Source organism: Wolbachia endosymbiont of Drosophila innubila (genome assembly GCF_021378375.1).
Taxonomy (GTDB): domain Bacteria; phylum Pseudomonadota; class Alphaproteobacteria; order Rickettsiales; family Anaplasmataceae; genus Wolbachia; species Wolbachia pipientis.
Genome location: NZ_CP076228.1, coordinates 686,192 through 705,631, shown reverse-complemented (window position 1 = coordinate 705,631; position 19,440 = coordinate 686,192). Strand labels below are relative to the sequence as shown.

The 19,440-nt window shown below is 35.5% G+C and carries 19 protein-coding genes, 1 other RNA gene and 1 pseudogene; 11 read left to right on the top strand and 10 right to left on the bottom strand.

From position 1 onward, the window contains the following. Nucleotides 1–4 precede the first annotated feature (4 nt). From J4T77_RS03875 to nuoE, 3 genes are all read right to left on the bottom strand, one after another. Nucleotides 5–322, bottom strand: coding sequence for a WD_0736 family protein (locus J4T77_RS03875; RefSeq protein WP_190321331.1), 318 nt, complete (start codon nucleotides 320–322; stop codon nucleotides 5–7). Between the two features lie 191 nt (nucleotides 323–513). Further along, complete coding sequence (gene tgt, locus J4T77_RS03870; RefSeq protein ID WP_010082445.1) at nucleotides 514–1,728, bottom strand: tRNA guanosine(34) transglycosylase Tgt; 1,215 nt, start codon at nucleotides 1,726–1,728, stop codon at nucleotides 514–516. After that, nucleotides 1,729–2,229, bottom strand: coding sequence for an NADH-quinone oxidoreductase subunit NuoE (gene nuoE, locus J4T77_RS03865; protein ID WP_010962799.1), 501 nt, complete (start codon nucleotides 2,227–2,229; stop codon nucleotides 1,729–1,731). It abuts the gene before it with no gap. 224 nt (nucleotides 2,230–2,453) lie between these two features. Between nuoE and J4T77_RS03860 the strand changes: the two genes are divergently transcribed. Together J4T77_RS03860 and rnpB are read left to right on the top strand one after the other, a co-directional pair. Continuing rightward, complete coding sequence (locus J4T77_RS03860) at nucleotides 2,454–4,580, top strand: hypothetical protein (protein ID WP_190321330.1); 2,127 nt, start codon at nucleotides 2,454–2,456, stop codon at nucleotides 4,578–4,580. Nucleotides 4,581–4,737: 157 nt separating this feature from the next. Next, an RNA gene (gene rnpB / locus J4T77_RS03855) (RNase P RNA component class A) lies at nucleotides 4,738–5,087 on the top strand. Between the two features lie 51 nt (nucleotides 5,088–5,138). Here the strand turns inward: rnpB and J4T77_RS03850 are convergent. Beyond that, on the bottom strand, nucleotides 5,139–5,909 hold the full coding sequence (locus J4T77_RS03850) for a response regulator transcription factor (RefSeq protein WP_010962797.1): 771 nt from the start codon (nucleotides 5,907–5,909) through the stop codon (nucleotides 5,139–5,141). Between the two features lie 325 nt (nucleotides 5,910–6,234). On the opposite strand from J4T77_RS03850, the gene J4T77_RS03845 reads away from it, so the two are divergent. From J4T77_RS03845 to J4T77_RS03830, 4 genes are read left to right on the top strand one after another with little or no spacing between them, the layout of a single operon-like run. Further along, nucleotides 6,235–7,218: an NAD(P)H-dependent glycerol-3-phosphate dehydrogenase gene (locus tag J4T77_RS03845; RefSeq protein WP_010962796.1), complete on the top strand. Its 984-nt coding sequence runs from the start codon at nucleotides 6,235–6,237 to the stop codon at nucleotides 7,216–7,218. A gap of 19 nt (nucleotides 7,219–7,237) precedes the next feature. Continuing rightward, nucleotides 7,238–7,720 carry a phosphatidylglycerophosphatase A family protein gene (locus J4T77_RS03840; protein ID WP_190321329.1) on the top strand — a complete coding sequence of 161 codons (483 nt, stop codon included), beginning with the start codon at nucleotides 7,238–7,240 and terminating at the stop codon, nucleotides 7,718–7,720. Next, entirely contained in the window at nucleotides 7,710–8,489 is a 780-nt protein-coding gene (locus tag J4T77_RS03835; protein ID WP_010082453.1) for a GNAT family N-acetyltransferase, read from the top strand. Before J4T77_RS03840 ends, J4T77_RS03835 begins: the two co-directional genes overlap by 11 nt. Nucleotides 8,490–8,531: 42 nt before the next feature. Continuing rightward, nucleotides 8,532–9,668 carry a transcriptional regulator gene (locus J4T77_RS03830; RefSeq protein WP_070356889.1) on the top strand — a complete coding sequence of 379 codons (1,137 nt, stop codon included), beginning with the start codon at nucleotides 8,532–8,534 and terminating at the stop codon, nucleotides 9,666–9,668. A 3-nt stretch (nucleotides 9,669–9,671) separates the two neighbouring features. On the opposite strand, the gene J4T77_RS03825 is transcribed toward J4T77_RS03830, so the two are convergent. Then, nucleotides 9,672–10,460, bottom strand: coding sequence for a succinate dehydrogenase iron-sulfur subunit (locus J4T77_RS03825; RefSeq protein WP_010082472.1), 789 nt, complete (start codon nucleotides 10,458–10,460; stop codon nucleotides 9,672–9,674). An 86-nt stretch (nucleotides 10,461–10,546) separates the two neighbouring features. Next, nucleotides 10,547–10,999 carry an rRNA maturation RNase YbeY gene (gene ybeY / locus J4T77_RS03820; protein ID WP_010082473.1) on the bottom strand — a complete coding sequence of 151 codons (453 nt, stop codon included), beginning with the start codon at nucleotides 10,997–10,999 and terminating at the stop codon, nucleotides 10,547–10,549. Nucleotides 11,000–11,023: 24 nt separating this feature from the next. On the opposite strand from ybeY, the gene J4T77_RS07395 reads away from it, so the two are divergent. Then, nucleotides 11,024–11,155, top strand: a complete 132-nt coding sequence (locus J4T77_RS07395) for a hypothetical protein (RefSeq protein WP_255322244.1) — start codon at nucleotides 11,024–11,026, stop codon at nucleotides 11,153–11,155. Between the two features lie 15 nt (nucleotides 11,156–11,170). Next, the gene (locus J4T77_RS03815) at nucleotides 11,171–11,350 is read left to right on the top strand and encodes a hypothetical protein (RefSeq protein WP_022626337.1); all 180 of its coding nucleotides are present in this window, start codon (nucleotides 11,171–11,173) and stop codon (nucleotides 11,348–11,350) included. Between the two features lie 33 nt (nucleotides 11,351–11,383). On the opposite strand, the gene J4T77_RS03810 is transcribed toward J4T77_RS03815, so the two are convergent. The 4 genes from J4T77_RS03810 to J4T77_RS03795 form a co-directional block, all read right to left on the bottom strand. Further along, complete coding sequence (locus J4T77_RS03810; protein ID WP_190321328.1) at nucleotides 11,384–11,782, bottom strand: EVE domain-containing protein; 399 nt, start codon at nucleotides 11,780–11,782, stop codon at nucleotides 11,384–11,386. Next, nucleotides 11,782–12,978, bottom strand: a complete 1,197-nt coding sequence (ftsZ, locus tag J4T77_RS03805) for a cell division protein FtsZ (protein WP_010962790.1) — start codon at nucleotides 12,976–12,978, stop codon at nucleotides 11,782–11,784. Before ftsZ ends, J4T77_RS03810 begins: the two co-directional genes overlap by 1 nt. A gap of 245 nt (nucleotides 12,979–13,223) precedes the next feature. Then, complete coding sequence (locus J4T77_RS03800; RefSeq protein ID WP_233640973.1) at nucleotides 13,224–13,685, bottom strand: hypothetical protein; 462 nt, start codon at nucleotides 13,683–13,685, stop codon at nucleotides 13,224–13,226. A gap of 83 nt (nucleotides 13,686–13,768) precedes the next feature. Further along, the gene (locus J4T77_RS03795) at nucleotides 13,769–15,277 is read right to left on the bottom strand and encodes a YifB family Mg chelatase-like AAA ATPase (RefSeq protein WP_190321326.1); all 1,509 of its coding nucleotides are present in this window, start codon (nucleotides 15,275–15,277) and stop codon (nucleotides 13,769–13,771) included. Nucleotides 15,278–15,399: 122 nt separating this feature from the next. Here J4T77_RS03795 and J4T77_RS03790 point away from each other — a divergent pair, with 122 nt between their 5' ends. The 3 genes and pseudogenes from J4T77_RS03790 to J4T77_RS07390 all read left to right on the top strand — a co-directional run. After that, nucleotides 15,400–16,239 (top strand): polysaccharide deacetylase family protein, encoded by an 840-nt coding sequence (locus J4T77_RS03790; protein WP_190321325.1) that lies wholly within the window; start codon nucleotides 15,400–15,402, stop codon nucleotides 16,237–16,239. Further along, entirely contained in the window at nucleotides 16,194–17,768 is a 1,575-nt protein-coding gene (locus J4T77_RS03785; protein ID WP_006280388.1) for a penicillin-binding transpeptidase domain-containing protein, read from the top strand. The genes J4T77_RS03790 and J4T77_RS03785 overlap by 46 nt, the downstream gene beginning before the upstream one ends. A gap of 739 nt (nucleotides 17,769–18,507) precedes the next feature. Beyond that, nucleotides 18,508–19,434, top strand: a pseudogene (locus tag J4T77_RS07390) (phage terminase large subunit); the annotation flags it as partial. Nucleotides 19,435–19,440: the final 6 nt, after the last annotated feature.

Sequence of the window (19,440 nt, the reverse complement as noted above, 5' to 3'; positions counted from 1 at the left end):
TACTTTAATTATGTTGCTTAAGCTCACTAAAAAATTCAATGAACGGTTGCAAAATCCTTTCTATAAAAAGTTTGCTTTCTGGTTCATCGCGTATATTACTTATCAGTTTATTCAAAGTTTTCTCGCTGTTTCGTAAAAATAAATAGCTTTCTACTGCTTGCACACCAGACAAGACAGTCAAAATTCCTCCTATCACTAGACAAGCAGCTATAGCAGGTACGGTACCCACTGCAATTGCAGTTGCGATTAATGATAACCCAGCTAAGAATGTAACGGCTGAAACGCAAAACGCTATTTGATGTTTTTCTTTATTGTTAGCCATAAATATCTCACAAAAACTATATTTTTAACATACCAGTGTTGTCATGTATTGTCAAGTTTTTAAAGAAGATTAACAAATGCAACGCACATGTGCAAAAAACGCTAACTATGGATTAGCCAAGGAAGAAAGAGTAGGAAGAGGAAGGCTTTTTCTGTTTTAGGGAATATAAAATAAGCGTAGAAAAATATGAACTAGGTGTATAATTCACAGTGTAGTGGTGTCTCACTAATCCAATTATTTTTCTCCCGATCTAGCCTATCATCTAATATAGCCTGCCTTATTGATGCCATTAACTTATTCATAAAGAAAATATTATGAATGGTAACGAGCGTGTAAGCCAGGAGCTCTTTAGCTTTCAGTAAATGGTGTATATAAGCTCTTGAATGTTTTCTGCAGGTAAAACATAAACAGTCACTTTCAATTGGGTTGTTGTCCAGCTCAAATCGTTGATTCCGCAAATTAATATGCTCTTTGCACTTTGAAGAAATAGAATTTCTGTTTTTTACTTTAACAAGTGCGCCACCATGCCTTGCTAAGCGGGTTGGATGCACGCAATCAAACGTGTCAATTCCAAGCTCTACTCCGCGAAAGATGTCCACAATTCCACCAATACCAAGCAAATGAGTAGGCCTGTCTTTTTTCAGGTGGTCCATAGTGAAAGAAACTACATCATGCATCTGCTCTTTACTTTGACCAAGTGATCCACCTATTGCTTGACCAAAAAATGGCAAATCGTTGATAAAATCACAACTTTCTCTACGTAAATCTTGATACACTCCGCCTTGACTAATTCCATACAGTGCCTGCTTGCCATTATTGTTTTTTTCAAATTCATTTAAAGAACGTTCAGCCCATCTGTGGCTCATGAGCATTGATTTTGCTGTGTATTCTTTGCTTACGTGAAATGGAGTGCATTCATCTAAAACTAGGATTAAATCTGCACCTAATTTCTGTTGAATTTGTACAGATTTTTCAGGAGTTAAGCAATAAATTTTACCATTAATGTAAGAACGGAAAATTGCCCCATCCTCATTAATTTTGATCAAAGTTTTTTGTTTTTTTCTTATTCCTTTTATCTCTTCCGAAACTGATCCGTGGCCTAAGCTAAATATCTGATATCCACCTGAGTCAGTTAGCATTGGCCCATTCCATCCTATCATCTTGCGCAAACCACCAAGTTTTGCAACAGTATTCTCTCCTGGTTGAAGCATTAGGTGATAGGTGTTGGAAAGTATGATTTGGGTACCAGCTTCACTTATTCTTTCAATATCTGCAGCTTTAATTGCAGCTTTTGTTGCGCAGAATATAAAAGCGGGGGTTTCTACGCTTCCATTTGGAGTTTTAATTGTTCCAACTCTTGCAGAACCTGATTGCTTGATTCTCTTGAATGAAAATTCTTCTTTCATCTATTTGCCTGAAAGTTCTGTTATGATGTTTTCTACTTTCTCAGGAGTAAGATTTTCATAGAAGTCATTATTGATCTGCACAACGGGAGCATTAACGCATGCACCTAGGCATTCAACTTCTTTTAAAGTGAACAAATTATCTTTAGTAGTCTCACCGATATTGATTCCAAGTTTTTTTTTAAAGGTATTTAAAACTTCTTCACTATTGCACAACCAGCAAGGAGTTGTTCTACAAATTTGTATTAGATATTTGCCTACTGGTTTTAAATTATACATGGTGTAAAAATTTGCCACTTCATATACACGAATATGTGGAATATGCAGCATATCAGCAACATAACGCATAGCAGATTCAGAAACCCATCCGCATTGCTCTTGAACCAGATATAGTAAAGGCATAACAGCACTACCTTCTCTACCTTTGGGATACATCTCTATAAACTTTCCCGCTTTCTTGAGGTTTTCTGATGTAAAACTAAACTGCTCTTCTTTTTCTATCATTCATGAGACTCGTGTGAACTTTAACAGATTATACCTGTAGAACCAATGATTGCAATTGTTGGTTTTTTGAGAAATAGCATAAAGCTTCTTAGCCCTCTTCAAGCTTATATTTACCTTTTAGTATAAAATATTATATTAATTTTTTAATTTTAGTTAAAATTTTCATTGACATTAACACACAGGAGTAATCATAATAGCATTTTATTAATATTTTAAATAAAATTATGTCTATATTAAGAAGATTGCTCGGGATCAACTCAAATACACCGGAAATTAAAGAAGCGATAGGTTTTAATCCAACAAACGTAGAATTAATTGAGGGGAATGGAGTTGCTTACGGACTCAGCTATCAAGATAATGGTAATGGGAGCAGTAAAGTAAAATTACTTATTAGTCCATTATATCAATCAAAAACATACGAATGTGGTACAAATATCAGCGTAGCAAATGAATTCAAAGATCAATTATCTCTCACATTAATAGAAGATTCAGCTGAAATAGATAAAGTTGGAGTTATCTTTCCTGAAGAAGGAATTAGCGAAGAAGGAGAAAAATGCGTTAAAGGCTTATCTTTTAACACTTACGGAATTAAACAATCAGTTAATACTCCTTCAGTTGAACATTTAGATAAAAGAAAATTACAAAAGAATATTGATAATAATAGTCTTGCAAATGTGGGCAATAGTTACTTTCAACCAAGAGCAGTGAAAGTTGGTAATGGTGACGTAATTGTAATCGCCCATAACTTAAAGGATCAAACTTTAGTTTCTTGGTACTTAAAGTCAAGCGAGAGCGGAAAATTTAAGGTATTGACTGGAGAAAAAGGTGTTACAGAAAGAAAATTGTTCAATTTTGATAATCAGGGGCAATTGGCATTAAATGGAAACACGATGCTTTATTCGCAAGTGAGCAAAAGGATTACTAAGGAAAATCAAGAGGTGAGAAAAACACGTATTTTTAAATTTGATATGGCTAAAGTGATTCAGGGTCTGAAGGATAGAGTTAATGGCTTTTTACTTGGTAATCGAAAAGGTCAAATAGATAATAAAGCACTATCTCTTTCTAGAGAACATGAAATAAGCTTTTTGCAGTATGTTGAACAAACGGAAGGAAATGATCTAGTTGCTTTTCTTGAAAATGACCAATCAGCTAATGAGCAGAGGTTACATATAGCAACTCTACTTAAAAATGGATCAGTGTCAGATTTTCCTATCTATCAATTTACAGATCCTATAGAGCAATTATATATTAAAGGCAACGGTCAGGGTGGTTTTATCGTAACTGCGGTAAGTGGAGAAAATATTGTAACTTTTAATCAAAACGGCTCTGGAAAATCTTCTGAAGCAACAATAATACCGGCAAATAGCATCAAAACTCTCAGTGATTTTGTTAATATCATTAACGGTCGATTAACGCCAGATATTATTTCTAGTAGTACCGTGGCTCCTATAACTGTTGCAGAAACGGTTGTGACTTCTAAGAAGACGCCGACTGCTGCAATTACTAGCACAGCAGAAACCGACGCTGTGAAGACTACTAAATTGACAACGGAAGCCGTTGCACCTACTTCTACAATGAATAAACCTTCAACAGAGTCAACGACTCAAACAAGTACAGTAACAGTGGAGCCAACAACAGCAACAAAAACAACTGCTACTTCACAAGCAACCACGATTACTGCAACGTCAACTAATGTGCCTTCGGAAACTGAAATAAGTACTGTAAAATCTACAGCAGCGACTGGTGCGTCGACTTCTACGATGAGTAAACCTTCAACAGAGTCAACGACTCAAACAAGTACAGTAACAGTGAAGCCAACAACAGAAGCCGTTGCACCTACTTCTACAACGAATAAACCTTCAACAGAGTCAACGACTCAAACAAGCACAGTAACAGTGGAACCAACTGCGCCAACAACAAGCTCAGAGAAAACTACACAAACAGTATTTAGTATACCAAGTACTAGAACAAAAGAGTCAACAACTCCTATATTCACCACGACTTTACTTCCTCAGTCTACTTCTTCACCACAACCTACTCAACTTGCTATAGGGTCTAATAAGGCAGGAATGATAGGGGGATCTTTGGTTGGAGCAATAGGTATTGTTGGAATTATAGGATTCATAGCATATAGATATGTTAAGGGTCGTAATGCTGCTCCTGTATTAGAACTAACTGATTTGGGTTATAGAAGGCGATCATCTTCAAGTAGCGATGAAGAAATTTTTACCACTGGTAACAGAATGCGAACTATATATCAATCTGAAACAGTGCTAAATAGTATATCAGTAGAAAGTAGTAGTCGATCAAGAAGTAGCTCATCGTCTTCAAGCGGTGGACCAGGCTCTTGACTAACTGAAGCGGAGTCTAAAAGTGAAAAAAGCTTATCTTGGGATAGTGATGATGTGCCGGAATATCACCTTTAGCTATTTGTCTAAATGTTTTTAATATGTAGACTGTTAGGAAATTGTCTTTTGCTTTTGTGATTTTCATGTTAAAGTATAATTCCTAGGTGAAATAAGTAGCTGCTGTTGTGTGATAAACATAGCAGAGGAAAGTCCGGGCTCCAAGGAAAAATAGTGACGGGTAATGCCCGCCGGAGGTAACTCCAGTTATAGGGCTACAGAAAATTACCGCCTAAAATATTTTTAGGTAAGGGTGAAAAGGTGTGGTAAGAGCACACCATGGCAATGGCAACATTGGTAGTCGAGTAACCAACACTAGGAGCAAGATTAAATAGAAGTAGATTTTATGTTTTCCTCATATCTACTCGGGTAAATCGCATGCGGTAAATGGTAACATTTACTCCAGATAAATAGCTACATAAACAGAACTCGGCTTATATTTCACCTAGGCGTTCACATGATACGTGCGATATAAGCCATGCTATATTTAAATGTGTAGGCATTTCATGCGTTGTCCTTCACTTGTTCTGCTTGATAGCCATCACTACTTTCGCCTACATTAACATTAGAATATTCATCATCATCAATATACTCTTTCAGAACATACCCTCTGCCCCAAACGGTTTCTATGTGGCTTTTTCCATCATTTGCACTTTCAAGTTTCTTACGTAATTTGCACATAAAAACATCAACTATCTTGTTATCTGAAGGTTCATCCAAGCCATTGTAAAGATGATTTAAGAACATTTCTTTTGTTAGTACTGTTCCTTTACGCAGTGCTAGCAATTCTATCATAGAATACTCTTTATTAGTAAGGTGAACCGTTTTACCTTTCACCTCAACAACCCTGTGATCAAAATTGATATTTATATTACCAATCTTTATCACCGATTCAGGATGGCCTTTAGTACGACGCACTATGGCCTTAATTCGAGCTAATAACTCGCTTTTATGAAATGGCTTGGTTAAGTAATCATCGGCACCATACCCGAGTCCTTTAGCTTTGTGATTGACAGCGGATATGCATGAAAGTATTAAGACAGGAACTTTGATTTTTGCACTTCTTAGTCTTAACAATATATCATATCCGTCAATATCACCAGGTAAGTGTATATCTAAAATAACTAGGTCATAGTAATCTCCGTTTGAGGAAACCATATTATTGTTATAATCTTGTGCAGAAGTAACAACGTCACAGAAGTGTCCATCAGAAGTTAAGGCGTTAACTACAGTCTTTGCACTTACTTGATCATCTTCAATTAATAATATACGCATATTTTACACCCCATAAATAATTTATAATTTTAGTAATATATATAACTAAGGAAAGTAATAAATCAAATTTTTATTAACAAATGATCAAAATTACACTTATTAATTAATAGTAAATATATTGTTCCAAAGTTATATAAATAGATCTAAAATATAATAGACATACCATGATAGTAATAATATTTTTAGTAAATATTGAATTAAAGTTACTATTATTAAAAGAATACTTCGGTTAATAAATATTTAACTATTCTATATGTCTGTGTTATATTTTTAATTTACTTATCCTACTATTTTAAAGTATAAGTAATATTTTCAGGAATATTGTGTGGCAATATCAATTTTAGGTGCTGGTGCATGGGGTACAGCAATCGCAATTTCATTAGGTAGTAAGAAAGATGTGATTTTGTGGACTCACAATGAAACTACATTTGAATCAATCAACGGGAAAAGAGAAAGTGACAAGCTACCCGGTTGTCGAATTTCTGATAATGTGTCAGTAAAATTGGCTATTGAAGACATAATTAATGCTTCAGTAACAATCCTCGCTGTTCCCACTCAGTCTCTGAGGAAGGTATGTCAGCAATTGCATAATTGTAATCTGAAAAAAGATGTAGCAATAATTTTAGCTTGTAAGGGAATAGAAAAGTCTACATTAAAATTACCTAGTGAAATAGTAAATGAAATTTTACCTAACAATCCTATTGCTATTTTTTCAGGTCCTAGCTTTGCTGTAGAAGTTGCAAGAAAATTACCCTATTCAATGGTTCTTGCATGCCAAAATAACACATTAGGTTCAAAGCTAGTATCAGAGCTGCAACAAGAAAATGTTAAATTGGAGTTTAGTAACGACATTATAGGAGTACAGATTTGTGCAGCGTTAAAGAACGTTTTTGCTATAGCGTGTGGGATTGTTCTAGGTAGTAAACTTGGGTTTAATGCTCATGCAGCATTGATTACGAAAAGTATGAGCGAAATTAAGGCTTTATACTCAGCAAAAATTGGTGACGGTAGTGTGGATATAAATACACTACTTGGGCCAGCATGTCTGGGTGACCTAATTATGACATGCACATCCTTGAATTCAAGAAACTTATCTTTTGGGTTTAAAATAGGTAATAGTGACAATGGCTTTAATGTTCAGCAGATTTTGTCAGAAGGCAAGTCAGTGATTGAAGGTTTTAGCACTGCTGAGTCCATATTTAATTTAGCAGGAAAGCTAAAGATAAAAATGCCTATATGTGAAGCGGTCTATAGATTATTGTATGAAAGCGCCTCTATAGAGGATACTCTTTCTGTGCTTATAAGTTAATTTTGTATTTGGATATATTGTGAAATTTTTATATAAATTAATGTCAACGTGGTGGCTGTCTGGAACAGTAAAAAAAATGCCAGGTACTGTGGGTAGTTTGGCTTCTTTTCCGCTTGTTCCTGTAATCCTGAGCAACAAAATTTTAGGTGCAGCAATTATTTCTTTTTTATTCTTAATTGGATTATGGTCTACAGGTAATTATATAAAACATTACAAGACTTCATGTGATCCAAAAGAGGTAGTAATTGACGAAGTGGTTGGTCAATTGCTGACGATACTTTTAGTTTCGATATTGTTAAGCCAAGAGATGAATTGTTCTTCATTGTTGTTGTGCTTTTTTTCTTTTAGGTTTTTTGATATAATAAAAACGTGGCCTATAAATTTAATCGATAAAAATACCAAAGGTCCTTTAGGTATTATGCTAGATGACGTTATAGCTGCAATTTTAGCCTGTGTTCTTATAGGAGCCTTTTATTGTTTATTGTTGGTGTATGCAGGATAAAAAAATTTATTATTCAAGCTTAATTGTTCAAAATCTAAAGGATTATATACTGTACACAGCGAATTTATCTGAGTGGGAAGTACACGATGAATTTGATAACATCATATTTACAATAAATGGTACCAGGGAGTCATTATTTAATTTTGTGTTCTGTGGAGATCAATGTACCGAGCTTTCTATACAAAAAACTCTAGATTATCTCAGAACAAGAGATATAGAAGCAACATGGGTAATAAATTCACATATGAAAATAAGAGATATTTTAGAAAAGTGTGAAATAAAACACGTTAGCACACAAAAAAAAGCTTTACTTAATATGAAAAATTACTTTTTACCTGCTGATGTTATTCCAAACTTGAGGTTAAATGCTGTGAATGGTAGCAACCTCTTAGAACAGTTAGATCTACACACTTCTAAAATTTTTTATCATGGCGTTGGAATTGTCAGCACATTTTTTCGCGGATTATCAAATTATGATGATAAGAACTCAAGATTAAGATTTTTTCTTGTAACACTAAATAATGAAATTATTGGGACATGCGGTCTTTATGTTCAAGATAGCGTAGCTGGTTTTTATAGTGATGGAGTTTTACCAATTTACAGGAATCGTGGAATAGGTACCCAAATGGTTTTAGAAAGAATAAAGATAGCTAAACAGCTTGAATGCAAATATATAGTAGCACATTGTATGAAATCTTCTGTGAACCTTTATAAGAGATTGGGCTTTCAAATGTTAGGCAATCTTTACTTATATACCTCTTCAGCATAATTCTGAGCGGTTACAAATTTTTACATTTGTTTTAAAAGTGCTATGTTTTTTTTGTATGAAGTGGTTTTAATATTGATTCTAATATTATTCTTTCTCTCTTATTCTAAATTAAAAATTAGTAATAAGATTAAGAACTTACAGCATCAAAATGTTATCATAAATAATTTAATTGATACTGTGAATGATGGGTTTTATATTTGGGATGCAAAAAAACGTATAGAAAAGTTCTCTCCCAATTTACTAATTTTGCTTAATACTGTTTTTTACTCATTTAATGAGTTTGTGAATTTTTTTGAGCAATCAGAAAGCTTAATCAAAAATTTTGTTGAGGCAAAGGAAATAAATAAATCTTTTACTCTAGATTTAAAGTCAAAAGACAGTGAGGTTTATTGCATATGTTACGGTAGAAGCATAATAGATGATTCTAACAATGTGATAGGTGTGCTGTTATGGATAAGGAATGTCTCAGACTGTAAGATAAAGGCTAACGGACTTGAGTTAGAAAATAGTAAGCTTACACAGGAAGTGGAGAGCTATAAAAACGTTTTCAACTCTTTACCATTTCCAATACTAAGATATAACAAGAGTAGAAAGGTGGAATTTTATAACTTGTTTTATGATAAATATGTAGATGGTTCTAAGAAATTTGCTATTACCGGTAGCGCTCATAGCACAAAACCAGGAAGACATGTCATAACTTATAAGAACGAACCTAAGGTTTTCGATTTTGTTAAAATTCCAATACAAGTTTCTGGTAGCATAGTAATGTATGGGAAAGATGTTAGTGATGCAGAGAAATTATATACTGAATTAAACAGTTATTTAGCTACACAGAAAAACTTGCTTGAGAGGTTACCGGTTGCTATAGTAATATATAGTAAGAATCAAAAGCTAAAATTTTATAATAATGCTTTTATAAAAACCTTTCAATTTGACCCAAAATTTTTGGCATCTTACCCAACTTATCACGAAGTTATGCTTTACCTCTTCGAATCTAAAAAGCTTTTAGAAAAAGAGGATTTTCAAACTATTAGTAACCAAAGACATGAGTTGTTCAAAAAATTATTTGAATCGTACGATGATACGATGCACTTCACAAACGGAAAAGCGTTCAGGGTATTAACAATACCCTACGCTTCGGAAGGTTTGCTGTTCTCTTACGAAGAATGCAAAAGATAATACTTAAACTCCTTCTCTCTCTACCATGAGCTGTTTTACTTTCGCTATTGCTCTTGCTGGATTAAGTCCTTTAGGACAAGTTTTTGTGCAATTCATTATTGTATGACAACGATACAACTTGAATGGGTCGTTTAAAACATCAAGTCTTTCACCTGTCTTATTATCACGGCTGTCAGCAATCCATCTGTAAGCTTGTAATAGTATTGCTGGTCCTAAAAATTTATCACTATTCCACCAGTAGCTTGGGCAACCAGTCGAACAGCAAGCACATAATATACAGTCGGACAAGCCATCTAATTTTTTTCTATCTTCAGAAGATTGAGAGTATTCTTTATTTGGTAGGGCAGGCTTATCTGCTTGTAACCAAGGTTTAATTGATTTGTATTGCTCATAAAATTGGCTCAAATCCGAGACTAGGTCCTTTATTACATACATGTGAGGTAATGGATATATTTTTACGTCACCTTTTATATCATGTATAGATCTAGTACATGCAAGAGTATTGGTTCCGTCAATATTCATGGCACAAGATCCACATATGCCTTCTCTACAAGAACGTCTGAAAGTTAAAGTCGAATCTATTTCATCCTTTATTTTTATTAATGCATCAAGTACCATAGGGCCACAACTATCCATATCAATAAAAAATGTGTCTATTCTAGGGTTTTTCTCGTCATCAGCAGACCAACGGTAAATTTGAAATCTTCTGATGTTTTTTGCTCTAGCAGGAATAGGATAAATTTTGCCCTTTTGATTAATTTTAGAATTCTTTGGCAAAGAAAACTGAACCATATCACTTACCTTTTATTGTTTATAGCTAAAACCCTTTGTAGATAACATATTTTATTATCATCTACTATATTTTTATTAAATTCCTTTTAAATCGCACACATATTGTAGCCAAGCGAAGCTAAAATCTCTCTTTCTAGATTTTTCATTATAATTTCTTCATCTTTTTTTTGGTGATCATAACCAAGTAAATGCAGTAATCCATGCACTAACATGTGTGCAATGTGAGCAAGAATGGGTATATAATACTCATGCGATTCTCTTTTTATTGTGTCTATTGAAATTGCTATGTCTCCTAAATCGCACTCATTAGACAATTGTTCATACGGAAATGATAGTACGTTAGTTGGCTTATCCATTTCTCTAAATTTTAAATTAAGTTGATGTAGCAAGTCATCATCAGCCAGAGCTATTGATATATTTGGTTTATAGTGGTCTATTTTTAATTCTTTTAGAGAAGCATTGATGACACCTAATACAAAATTTTTAGGATTTTCTATAATGCTGCACCATTTCTTGTCAAGAATATTTACTTCTAACATGAGTGACACATCAGTAAGGGTGTCATGCAAATAGCTGACACTGGAATCCAAAAAAGAAGAGTTATAGACCCTTGTGTCATGTACACAACTGTACGAATATTGTACACTAGAAGGATGTCATCCCAGTGTCTAGGCACTGGGATCCAGGAATTTTGATTAGACATCAAGTTAGTGAATATAAAAGTAGCTAATCTTATATTAAAACACAACGGCTTTAATGTGGTTGCATTAAGGCTGGATTCCAGTGTCAAGCACTGGAATGACACCTTTGTGTTTGATGCAAAATCGGCTATAACGTTTAATGCACTGCCTTCGAGACAAATATTCATACAGCTGTGCGTTGTGTGCTGAGATGACATCATTTAGGAACTGAAATGACAGGTATTACACATCACTCATCCTTATTATTTCATTCCATTCAATTTCCGAAACTGGGGCAATTGATAAACGTGGTTGTTTTAATATAGTCATATTTTTCAAAAGTGGGTTTTGTTTTATATTATTTAACGTTACTTGGTTATTTAAAAGTTTCAAAAACTTTACATTCACTAATCCGAACTTGGGATCATTAACATGATAATACTCTTTAAATACTTCAACGATTCCAAGTATTGCTTTCTCTTTACCTGTATGATAAAAAAACGCAAGATCGCTTGCTTTCATAATTTTCATGTAATTTTGAGCTTGATAATTGCGCACACCATCCCACTCAACTACCTGCTCCTTTTCCATTTTTTGCCATGAGTATTCACTTGGCTCTGACTTAAGTAGCCAAAATTGCATTATTTTTTTCTTCTTAAGTAAGCTGGTATATCATAGATATTGCTGCCCCACTTAGCTCCTTCGCTTACCTGTTCAGCTGGTTTTGTTTCCAGTGTTTTGTCTTGTGTACTTTCACTTTGACTATATGGCCACTTAAATTTCTCTTTCTCTGAGTCTTCGCTCTGACTTATAGGTGAAGTTTCTGATTTATTATTGCGACCATCAATGCCAGTTGCAAGAACAGAAACTCTAACTCTTCCCTCCATCGCTTGATCAAAAGTAGCACCAAATATTATATTTGCATTTTCATCTACTTCTTCACGCACTCTATTGGCTGCAGCATCAACTTCAAACAGAGTCATATCTCCGCCACCAGTAATGTTAATTAATATTCCTTGCGCACCTTTCATTGATACATTATCAAGCAATGGATTAGATATTGCAGCCTCTGCAGCACTAATTGCTCTATCTTCTCCTTCTGCCTCTCCGGTGCCGATCATCGCTTTGCCCATCTCGCTCATTACTGTTTCTATATCAGCGAAGTCAAGATTGATAAGCCCTGGCATGACCATCAAGTCAGTTACTCCTCTGATGCCAATGTGCAGAACATTATCAGCAAGTTTAAATGCATCAGAAAATGTAGTTTTTTCATTTGCAATTCTAAATAAATTCTGATTTGGAATGACAATAAGTGTATCCACGTATTTTTGCAGTTCTTCAAGTCCAAGCTCTGCAATGCGCATACGGCGCACACCTTCAAAACCGAACGGTTTAGTTACAACTCCAACAGTCAATATCTTTTTTTCTTTTGGCGCTCTATCCTTAACTGCGGCTCTTGCTTCTCTGGCTGCTTTTGCAATTACCGGTGCTGCACCGGTTCCAGTACCACCGCCCATTCCTGCTGTGATGAAAAGCATATGACTATCTTTTATATGCTCCATAATCTCATCAATTGACTCTTCTGCTGCACCTTTGCCAACATCAGGCAAAGCACCAGCACCAAGCCCCTTAGTTAAATTAATGCCAAGCTGAATTTTTTTATCACATAACGACTTTTCTAGTGCTTGAGCATCGGTATTTGCGACAACAAAATTCACTCCTTGCAAATTAGATTGGATCATGTTATTCACAGCATTTCCACCAGCACCACCCACTCCCACAACGGTAATCCTTGGGTGTAATATAGGCAACTCCGGCAGACTAAGATCAATAGACATTTAAATTACTCAAATTTAGCGAATTCACTTGATAATAAGTTACCGCTTTTTTAATAATATGCAAATACTTTTCACTTCTATAGGCGTAAATAGTAAACGGGATTTACTTATTCTTAACATTTATACTAATAAGTGCCGTTAATTATAATAACTAGATTCTTAGATGACATCACTTAACCGATGCAAAAAATAGAAAACGTTTATAAAAAGGGACAGAAACCTATCCCTTTTTATTTTGTTGAAGATTATTGTGTTATCTGATCTTTCTCTTTCGATTCTTCAACTGCAACATCTTTTAATTTTGAGGCAACTTGATATGTTCCATAAACAGCAGCAACTGCAGCAACTGCAGCAATTGCCATTATGGCACCCGCAACTATCTGACCAGCAACACCTGTTCTGATAAATCCAGGTAATGAAGCAGCTATTGCTTGATTTGTTCCAACAAAGTAACTGGCAGTCTTAGCAAGAAACCCAGAAGCTTCTGCTGCACTAACAAAGCCTGCTTTCATATGCATTGCTGTAAAGACAACACTTGCAACTGCAAGCGAAAATAATGCTGTTCTCCCTTTATTATGCATAGCGTACTGACCAGCTCCACCAGCAGCACCAGGAATTTTCCAGTATTTTTCAGCTTGTATATATCCTTTTGAAATAGCATGAAAAATGCTATCCTCTTTTCCATACTTATAACTTGTTAATGCCATAACTCTACTCCTTCAATAGAATGTTAAAATTTCATTAAGGAAGCATATAGTAAAAAAAATTGCCTGTCAAGTAAACTGATTTTTTAATATACCTTTATTCTGTAATTGAGCGCTTCAGCAATGTGTGCTCTTTTTACTTCTTCACTTTTTGCAAGATCTGCAATAGTTCTTGCAACTTTTAATACGCGTGTGTAGCCTCGATTGGAAATGTAATTTTCTTTCAGTACGTATTTTAGCAATTCTAACCCTGCCTGATCTGGTTCAGTAAATTTATTAAATGCTTCACCGCTTACTTCTGAATTGCAACGAATATTTAATTCACTATAGCGCTCAGTTTGAGCTTTTCTTGCTGCTATCACTCTTTCTCTTATAATTTTAGTACTTTCTCCCTCCACAGAGATTTCAGGAGAGAGTATGCTAACGTTTGGCATTTCAATGCATATGTCTATTCTATCAAGCAATGGGCCTGATATTTTGTTTTTGTAATCTGTGCCACACTTTGGAGCTTTGTTGCACGATCTGCTTGCATCACCTAAATAACCGCACCTGCAAGGGTTCATTGCAGCTATCAGTTGAAAATTGGCAGGGTAGGTTATGTGAGCATTTGCCCTTGCAACGGTAACTTTTCTATCTTCAAGTGGTTGGCGCAGAGAATCAAGCACGAGTCTTGGAAATTCAGGTAGCTCATCAAGAAATAACACGCCATTGTGAGCCATGGTAATTTCTCCGGGTTTTGCATTCTTTCCTCCTCCTATCATTGCTGGCATGGAACATGAGTGATGAGGTTCACGAAAGGGGCGAGTTACTTTGAATATTTCATTACCAGTTTTTGTTATGCTGGAAATAATATTAACATCAATCATCTCCTGTTCGGTTAAATCAGGCAGCAATCCTATAAAGCGCTTAGCAAGCATTGATTTTCCAGTACCAGGAGGGCCAACAAGAAGCATATTATGCCCACCTGCTGCTGCAATTTCAGCTGCTCTTTTTGCAACAACTTGGCCTTTAATATCCTTCATATCGGGAACCAATCTTTTTTCTTTGGGTGCATCACTATATTTAAAAATTACTGGCTGAATTAATTGCTCACCCTTAAAGTGTCTGATAATATCAGTTAATTTCTCTATAGCTAGAATTGAAACATTCTTTACCCATGAAGCCTCTACTCCATTTCCCCTTGGGCAAATTACTCCTTTATTTGCCTGTTTTGCATTGATCGCTGTTGGCAGCACTCCTGAAACTGGAATAACTCTGCCATCAAGGGCAAGCTCACCCATAATGATATAAGACTGAACTTTTTCAACTGGTATCACATTCATTACAACAAGTAGTCCAATAGCAATAGCCAAGTCATAATGACTACCTTCTTTCAGTAAATCCGCAGGGGAGAGATTAACTGTAATTCTTTTTGGAGGTAGTAGTAGATTGATTGAATTTAACGCTGCTCTGATGCGTTCTTTGGATTCCGCAACAGTTTTATCTGGCAATCCAACAATATTAAAAGCTGGAATACCATTTGCCATATGAATTTGTGCATTGACATTTACTGTGCTAATTCCCTGAAGCGCAACGGTATTTATATTTGCAATCATAATATATTATATAAAATTATTAATACAATATATTAAAGAAGCGATGAAGTAAAGGCTACAGCAATTAAAGATGGCTTAACTTAGCAAAAAAGTGTAGTATTCTATCACTTTGCTGATTACAAATGTTTATAAGGATAATCACTTTTTTCTTACTATATTCAAGTACGGCTTTTTGTAGTGATTGTAATTTTAATTTACCATACTGTGGGCTCAGTTGTAATCTAGATCTATCATATAGAAATTTAAGTAATATAAAAAAATTATTGAATAACGACGATAAGTTTGTTGCGCTTACGTTTGATGATGGACCGTCTAACAATAGAGTAAACGATATTATTAATGTTCTGGAAAGCTATGAAGCAAAAGCAACATTTTTTGTGCTTGGTGAACGTATAAATGAAAAAACGTCTAAAATAGTAAAGAAAATTCATGAATCAGGTCATGAGTTAGGCAATCACTCTTGGTCGCATAGGAAGTTGACATCACTTTCAAGTGAGGAACAATTGCAAGAATTGGAAAAGACAAATACAGCAATTAAAAATGCAATAAAACAAGATGTAAAATGGTTTCGTCCGCCATATGGATGTTATGACGATAATCTGATTGAAAATACTGATCAATTAAATATGTATTCAATATTATGGACAGTTGATTCGCTAGATTGGCAAGGTGATAAGCCAGAAACTTTAGTTGAAAGAGTTTTAAGTAATGTACATAATGGAGCAGTTATACTGTTTCATGATCACAATAACAGGTCAAACACAATTGAAGCTTTACCTCATATTATTAAAATACTAAAAAAATCAGGTTATAAGTTTGTGACCTTAAGTGAGTGGGAAAAAAGGGTTTGTAATACGGTAAAAGCCAGAAGTGTAACAATAAAAGAGGGGAAAAAAGTGTGTTTTGAAGGAATGTTATGTGGACAAAAAACAAAGTCTTTAACCGCAGAGCATTCATATTAGGTGGTATTCAGCTTACCATTTCTGCGGTTTTTAGTTGCAGGTTATATAATTTACAAATACGAAACAGACAAAAGTACGAAGCACTATCTAATAGTAATAGAATAAGAGTTGCTACTATTATGCCTAAGCGGGGCAAAATTTTAGATAGGAATAGCATTGAACTTGCGGTAAACAAAATTTCGTATGTTGTTTTGTTTGATGGTTCTGGTAAGGAAGTTGATTTGCAGACATTATCAGAAGTCGAGTCTAAAATAGCAAAATCGTCAGAAAAAATAACTGCTCTTTATAAACGTTATTACCCGTTTGGTTCAATGTGTTCTCATGTAATCGGATATACAAAAAGACAGCAAGGCATAAGCGAAGTAGGAATCAGCGGTATTGAATATACATATGATCATATATTGAAAGGCAAGTCAGGAAAATCTGAGCAGGAAATAAATTCTAAAAAACGCGTCATAAAAGAATTATCAAGCATACCACAACAAGACGGACAAGATGTACAACTGACAATTGATATTAATCTGCAAGAGAAAACCGCAGAGGTATTTAAAGATCACCAAGGCTCCGCAGTGGTAATTGATGTAAATAATGGAGAAATTTTAGCATTATATAATTCACCTTCTTACGATAATAATCTTTTTGCTAGCAGGCTATCAAATGAGACTTGGGAGAGCTTGAATGCTCCTTCATTGCCGCTCGTGAATCGTGCGTTATCATATCAAATTCCACCTGGTTCAATATTTAAAGTAATAGTTGCGCTTGCGGGTTTAAAAGACGGGATAATAACACCAGAAGAGAAATTCTCGTGCAAGGGCTATATGAAAATAGGTGAGCGGAAATTTCGTTGTCTGAAAAGCAAAGTCCATGGGTATGTATCTTTAAATGAGGCAATGGCATTATCATGCAACACTTACTTTTATAATATAGGGAAAAAAATAAGTGTAGACTCTCTAGTAGAAATGGCCAGAAAATTTGGTATTGGAAGTGGGCCACTGATTGGAACGTTTAAAGAAGAAGCTCCAGGGTTGTTGCCAGATAGAGATTGGCGTACACGAAAGCTATATTCGCAGTGGTATTTAGGTGACACTATCAACTTAGTTATAGGACAAGGGTATATGCTTACAACACCACTACAGCTTGCAGTTCTTGCAGCGAGGATTGCAACAGGAAAAGAGGTAATTCCCCGCATTAAGATGAATGAAACGATACAAGATTTTCCCGATATTGATGTGGATTGTGAGCATCTTAGCATAGTTCGAAAAGCTATGTTTGACGTGGTGAATTCTAAAACTGGAACCTATAAGAAAGGGCTAAGCGGTATACAAATTGCTGGCAAAACCGGTACACCAGAAATAAACTCTAAGGGCGAAAGTCATAAGTTATTTATCGCCTATGGCCCTTACCATAACCCGCGCTATGCAATCTCTGTGTTTATAGAACACGGCAAAGCCCCACGCCAAGATGTTGCTATAGCTAATGAAATATTTCAGTATATGCTTGAAACTATGAGTATTAAACTTCTTGCATAACCATATAACAAACTTTTATTGGGAATAGAAACGAAAAAACTTACTTAACACCCTTCGCCAGCGCCCTTATCATGATAGTGAAGCTATTGTATTTGCTTTCGCCAATCTGCAGATTAAAAGGTAAGGATTACTTAATGTATCGGCGTCTTATGTTCAATTTTTTGCAGTGTATAGATACTGTATGTCTTTACAAAACTTCATCTACATCTAGATTTTTATCTAAATAAGCTGAACGCGCTTATAAAGCGTTACAAGACATCAAAAAATGCCAATACTCGACAGAGATAGTAAAAGACTAGCTAACTCGGGGATTCTTTGTCTTTTTTTCTGCTTAGTAAATTTCTTAAACATTTGCAGCGTAAGTTAGTTGCAATTAAAAGCAGCTTAATCTTGCTTGTCAAGCGTTTAAAACATAAAAAACGCCAATATTTTAAAGCGGATAATAACCCCAGGGCTTCTTTTGCCTTTTTTTTCATTTGGTAAATTTCTTAACGTTTGCAGCTAAACGACAATCGTCATCCCGCTGCTTGTTAGCGGGATCTCTTGTTAGCGGCTGAGATACCGCGAATGAATCGCGGTATGACGGTGTAGATGATGGTTAAGTATCCCGCTACGTGTTAGCGGGATCTATGCTTTGAGATACCGCGAATGAATCGCGGTATGACGGTTAAGTAAGGTGTCATTCCAGTGCTCCTTTTTTTGTCATCCCAGCGTCACGCGTTGGTTTCAACATTATATCATGAACTTTCTAAAATTCATTGAACTGTGCTTTCAAACGGTAGTGCCGGGGTGTGAGTATAACGATTATCAGTATATAAAAGTCATAGCAGACAGGCTGGAAGCAGCGAGCGCTGGTGAAGTGAAACGAATAATATTCAATATGCCTCCGCGCTCGATGAAGTCCATGTGCATAAGCGTTGCGTGGCCCGCATGGATACTGGGCAACTGCGAGAATAATAGTTGCAAGTTATTCTCAGCGGCTCAGCGAAAAGCACTCGCTCGACACCAGGTGCGTGATGCAGTCTAGTTGGTATAGAGCGCTATTTCCAGAGATAGAACTATCCAAAGACCAGAATACCAAATATAAATTTCAAACAGTGCAGAGAGGATACAGAATCGCAACATCAGTTGGTGGAACACTAACTGGTGAAGGTGGTGATTTTATCATTGTGGACGATCCGCTCAGTTCTGCTCAAGCTTTGAGTGAAACGCTTAGAAAGCGTGCCACAAACTGGTTTGATCAGACTTTAGTAACCAGGCTGAACGATAGAAAAAAAGGAGTCATCGTTCTTGTAATGCACAGGCTACACCAGGAGGACTTAACTGGACACCTTCTCTCCAAGCCAAAAAACATATGGCATCATATTTGTTTGCCAATGATTTCTGAAAATAAGCAGGTTATTTATTCAATCAAAAGCCAATGCCTCCCGTTCCTGTCATCCGAGTAGCTCAGCACTGTGCGACCAGGCGATTATATAATAAACCAGCGTCACCTGTAAGGATATTATATTCAAGAGAAGAAGGTCAGTTGTTATATCCCCTCGATGGAGGAAAAGAAGAAGTTGAGATAATAAAAGCTGAACTTGGGAGTTACGCTTTTGCTGCTCAATATCAACAAAACCCTCTGCCGCTTTCAAGTGGTATAATTAAACCAGAGTGGTTGAGAGGTTGT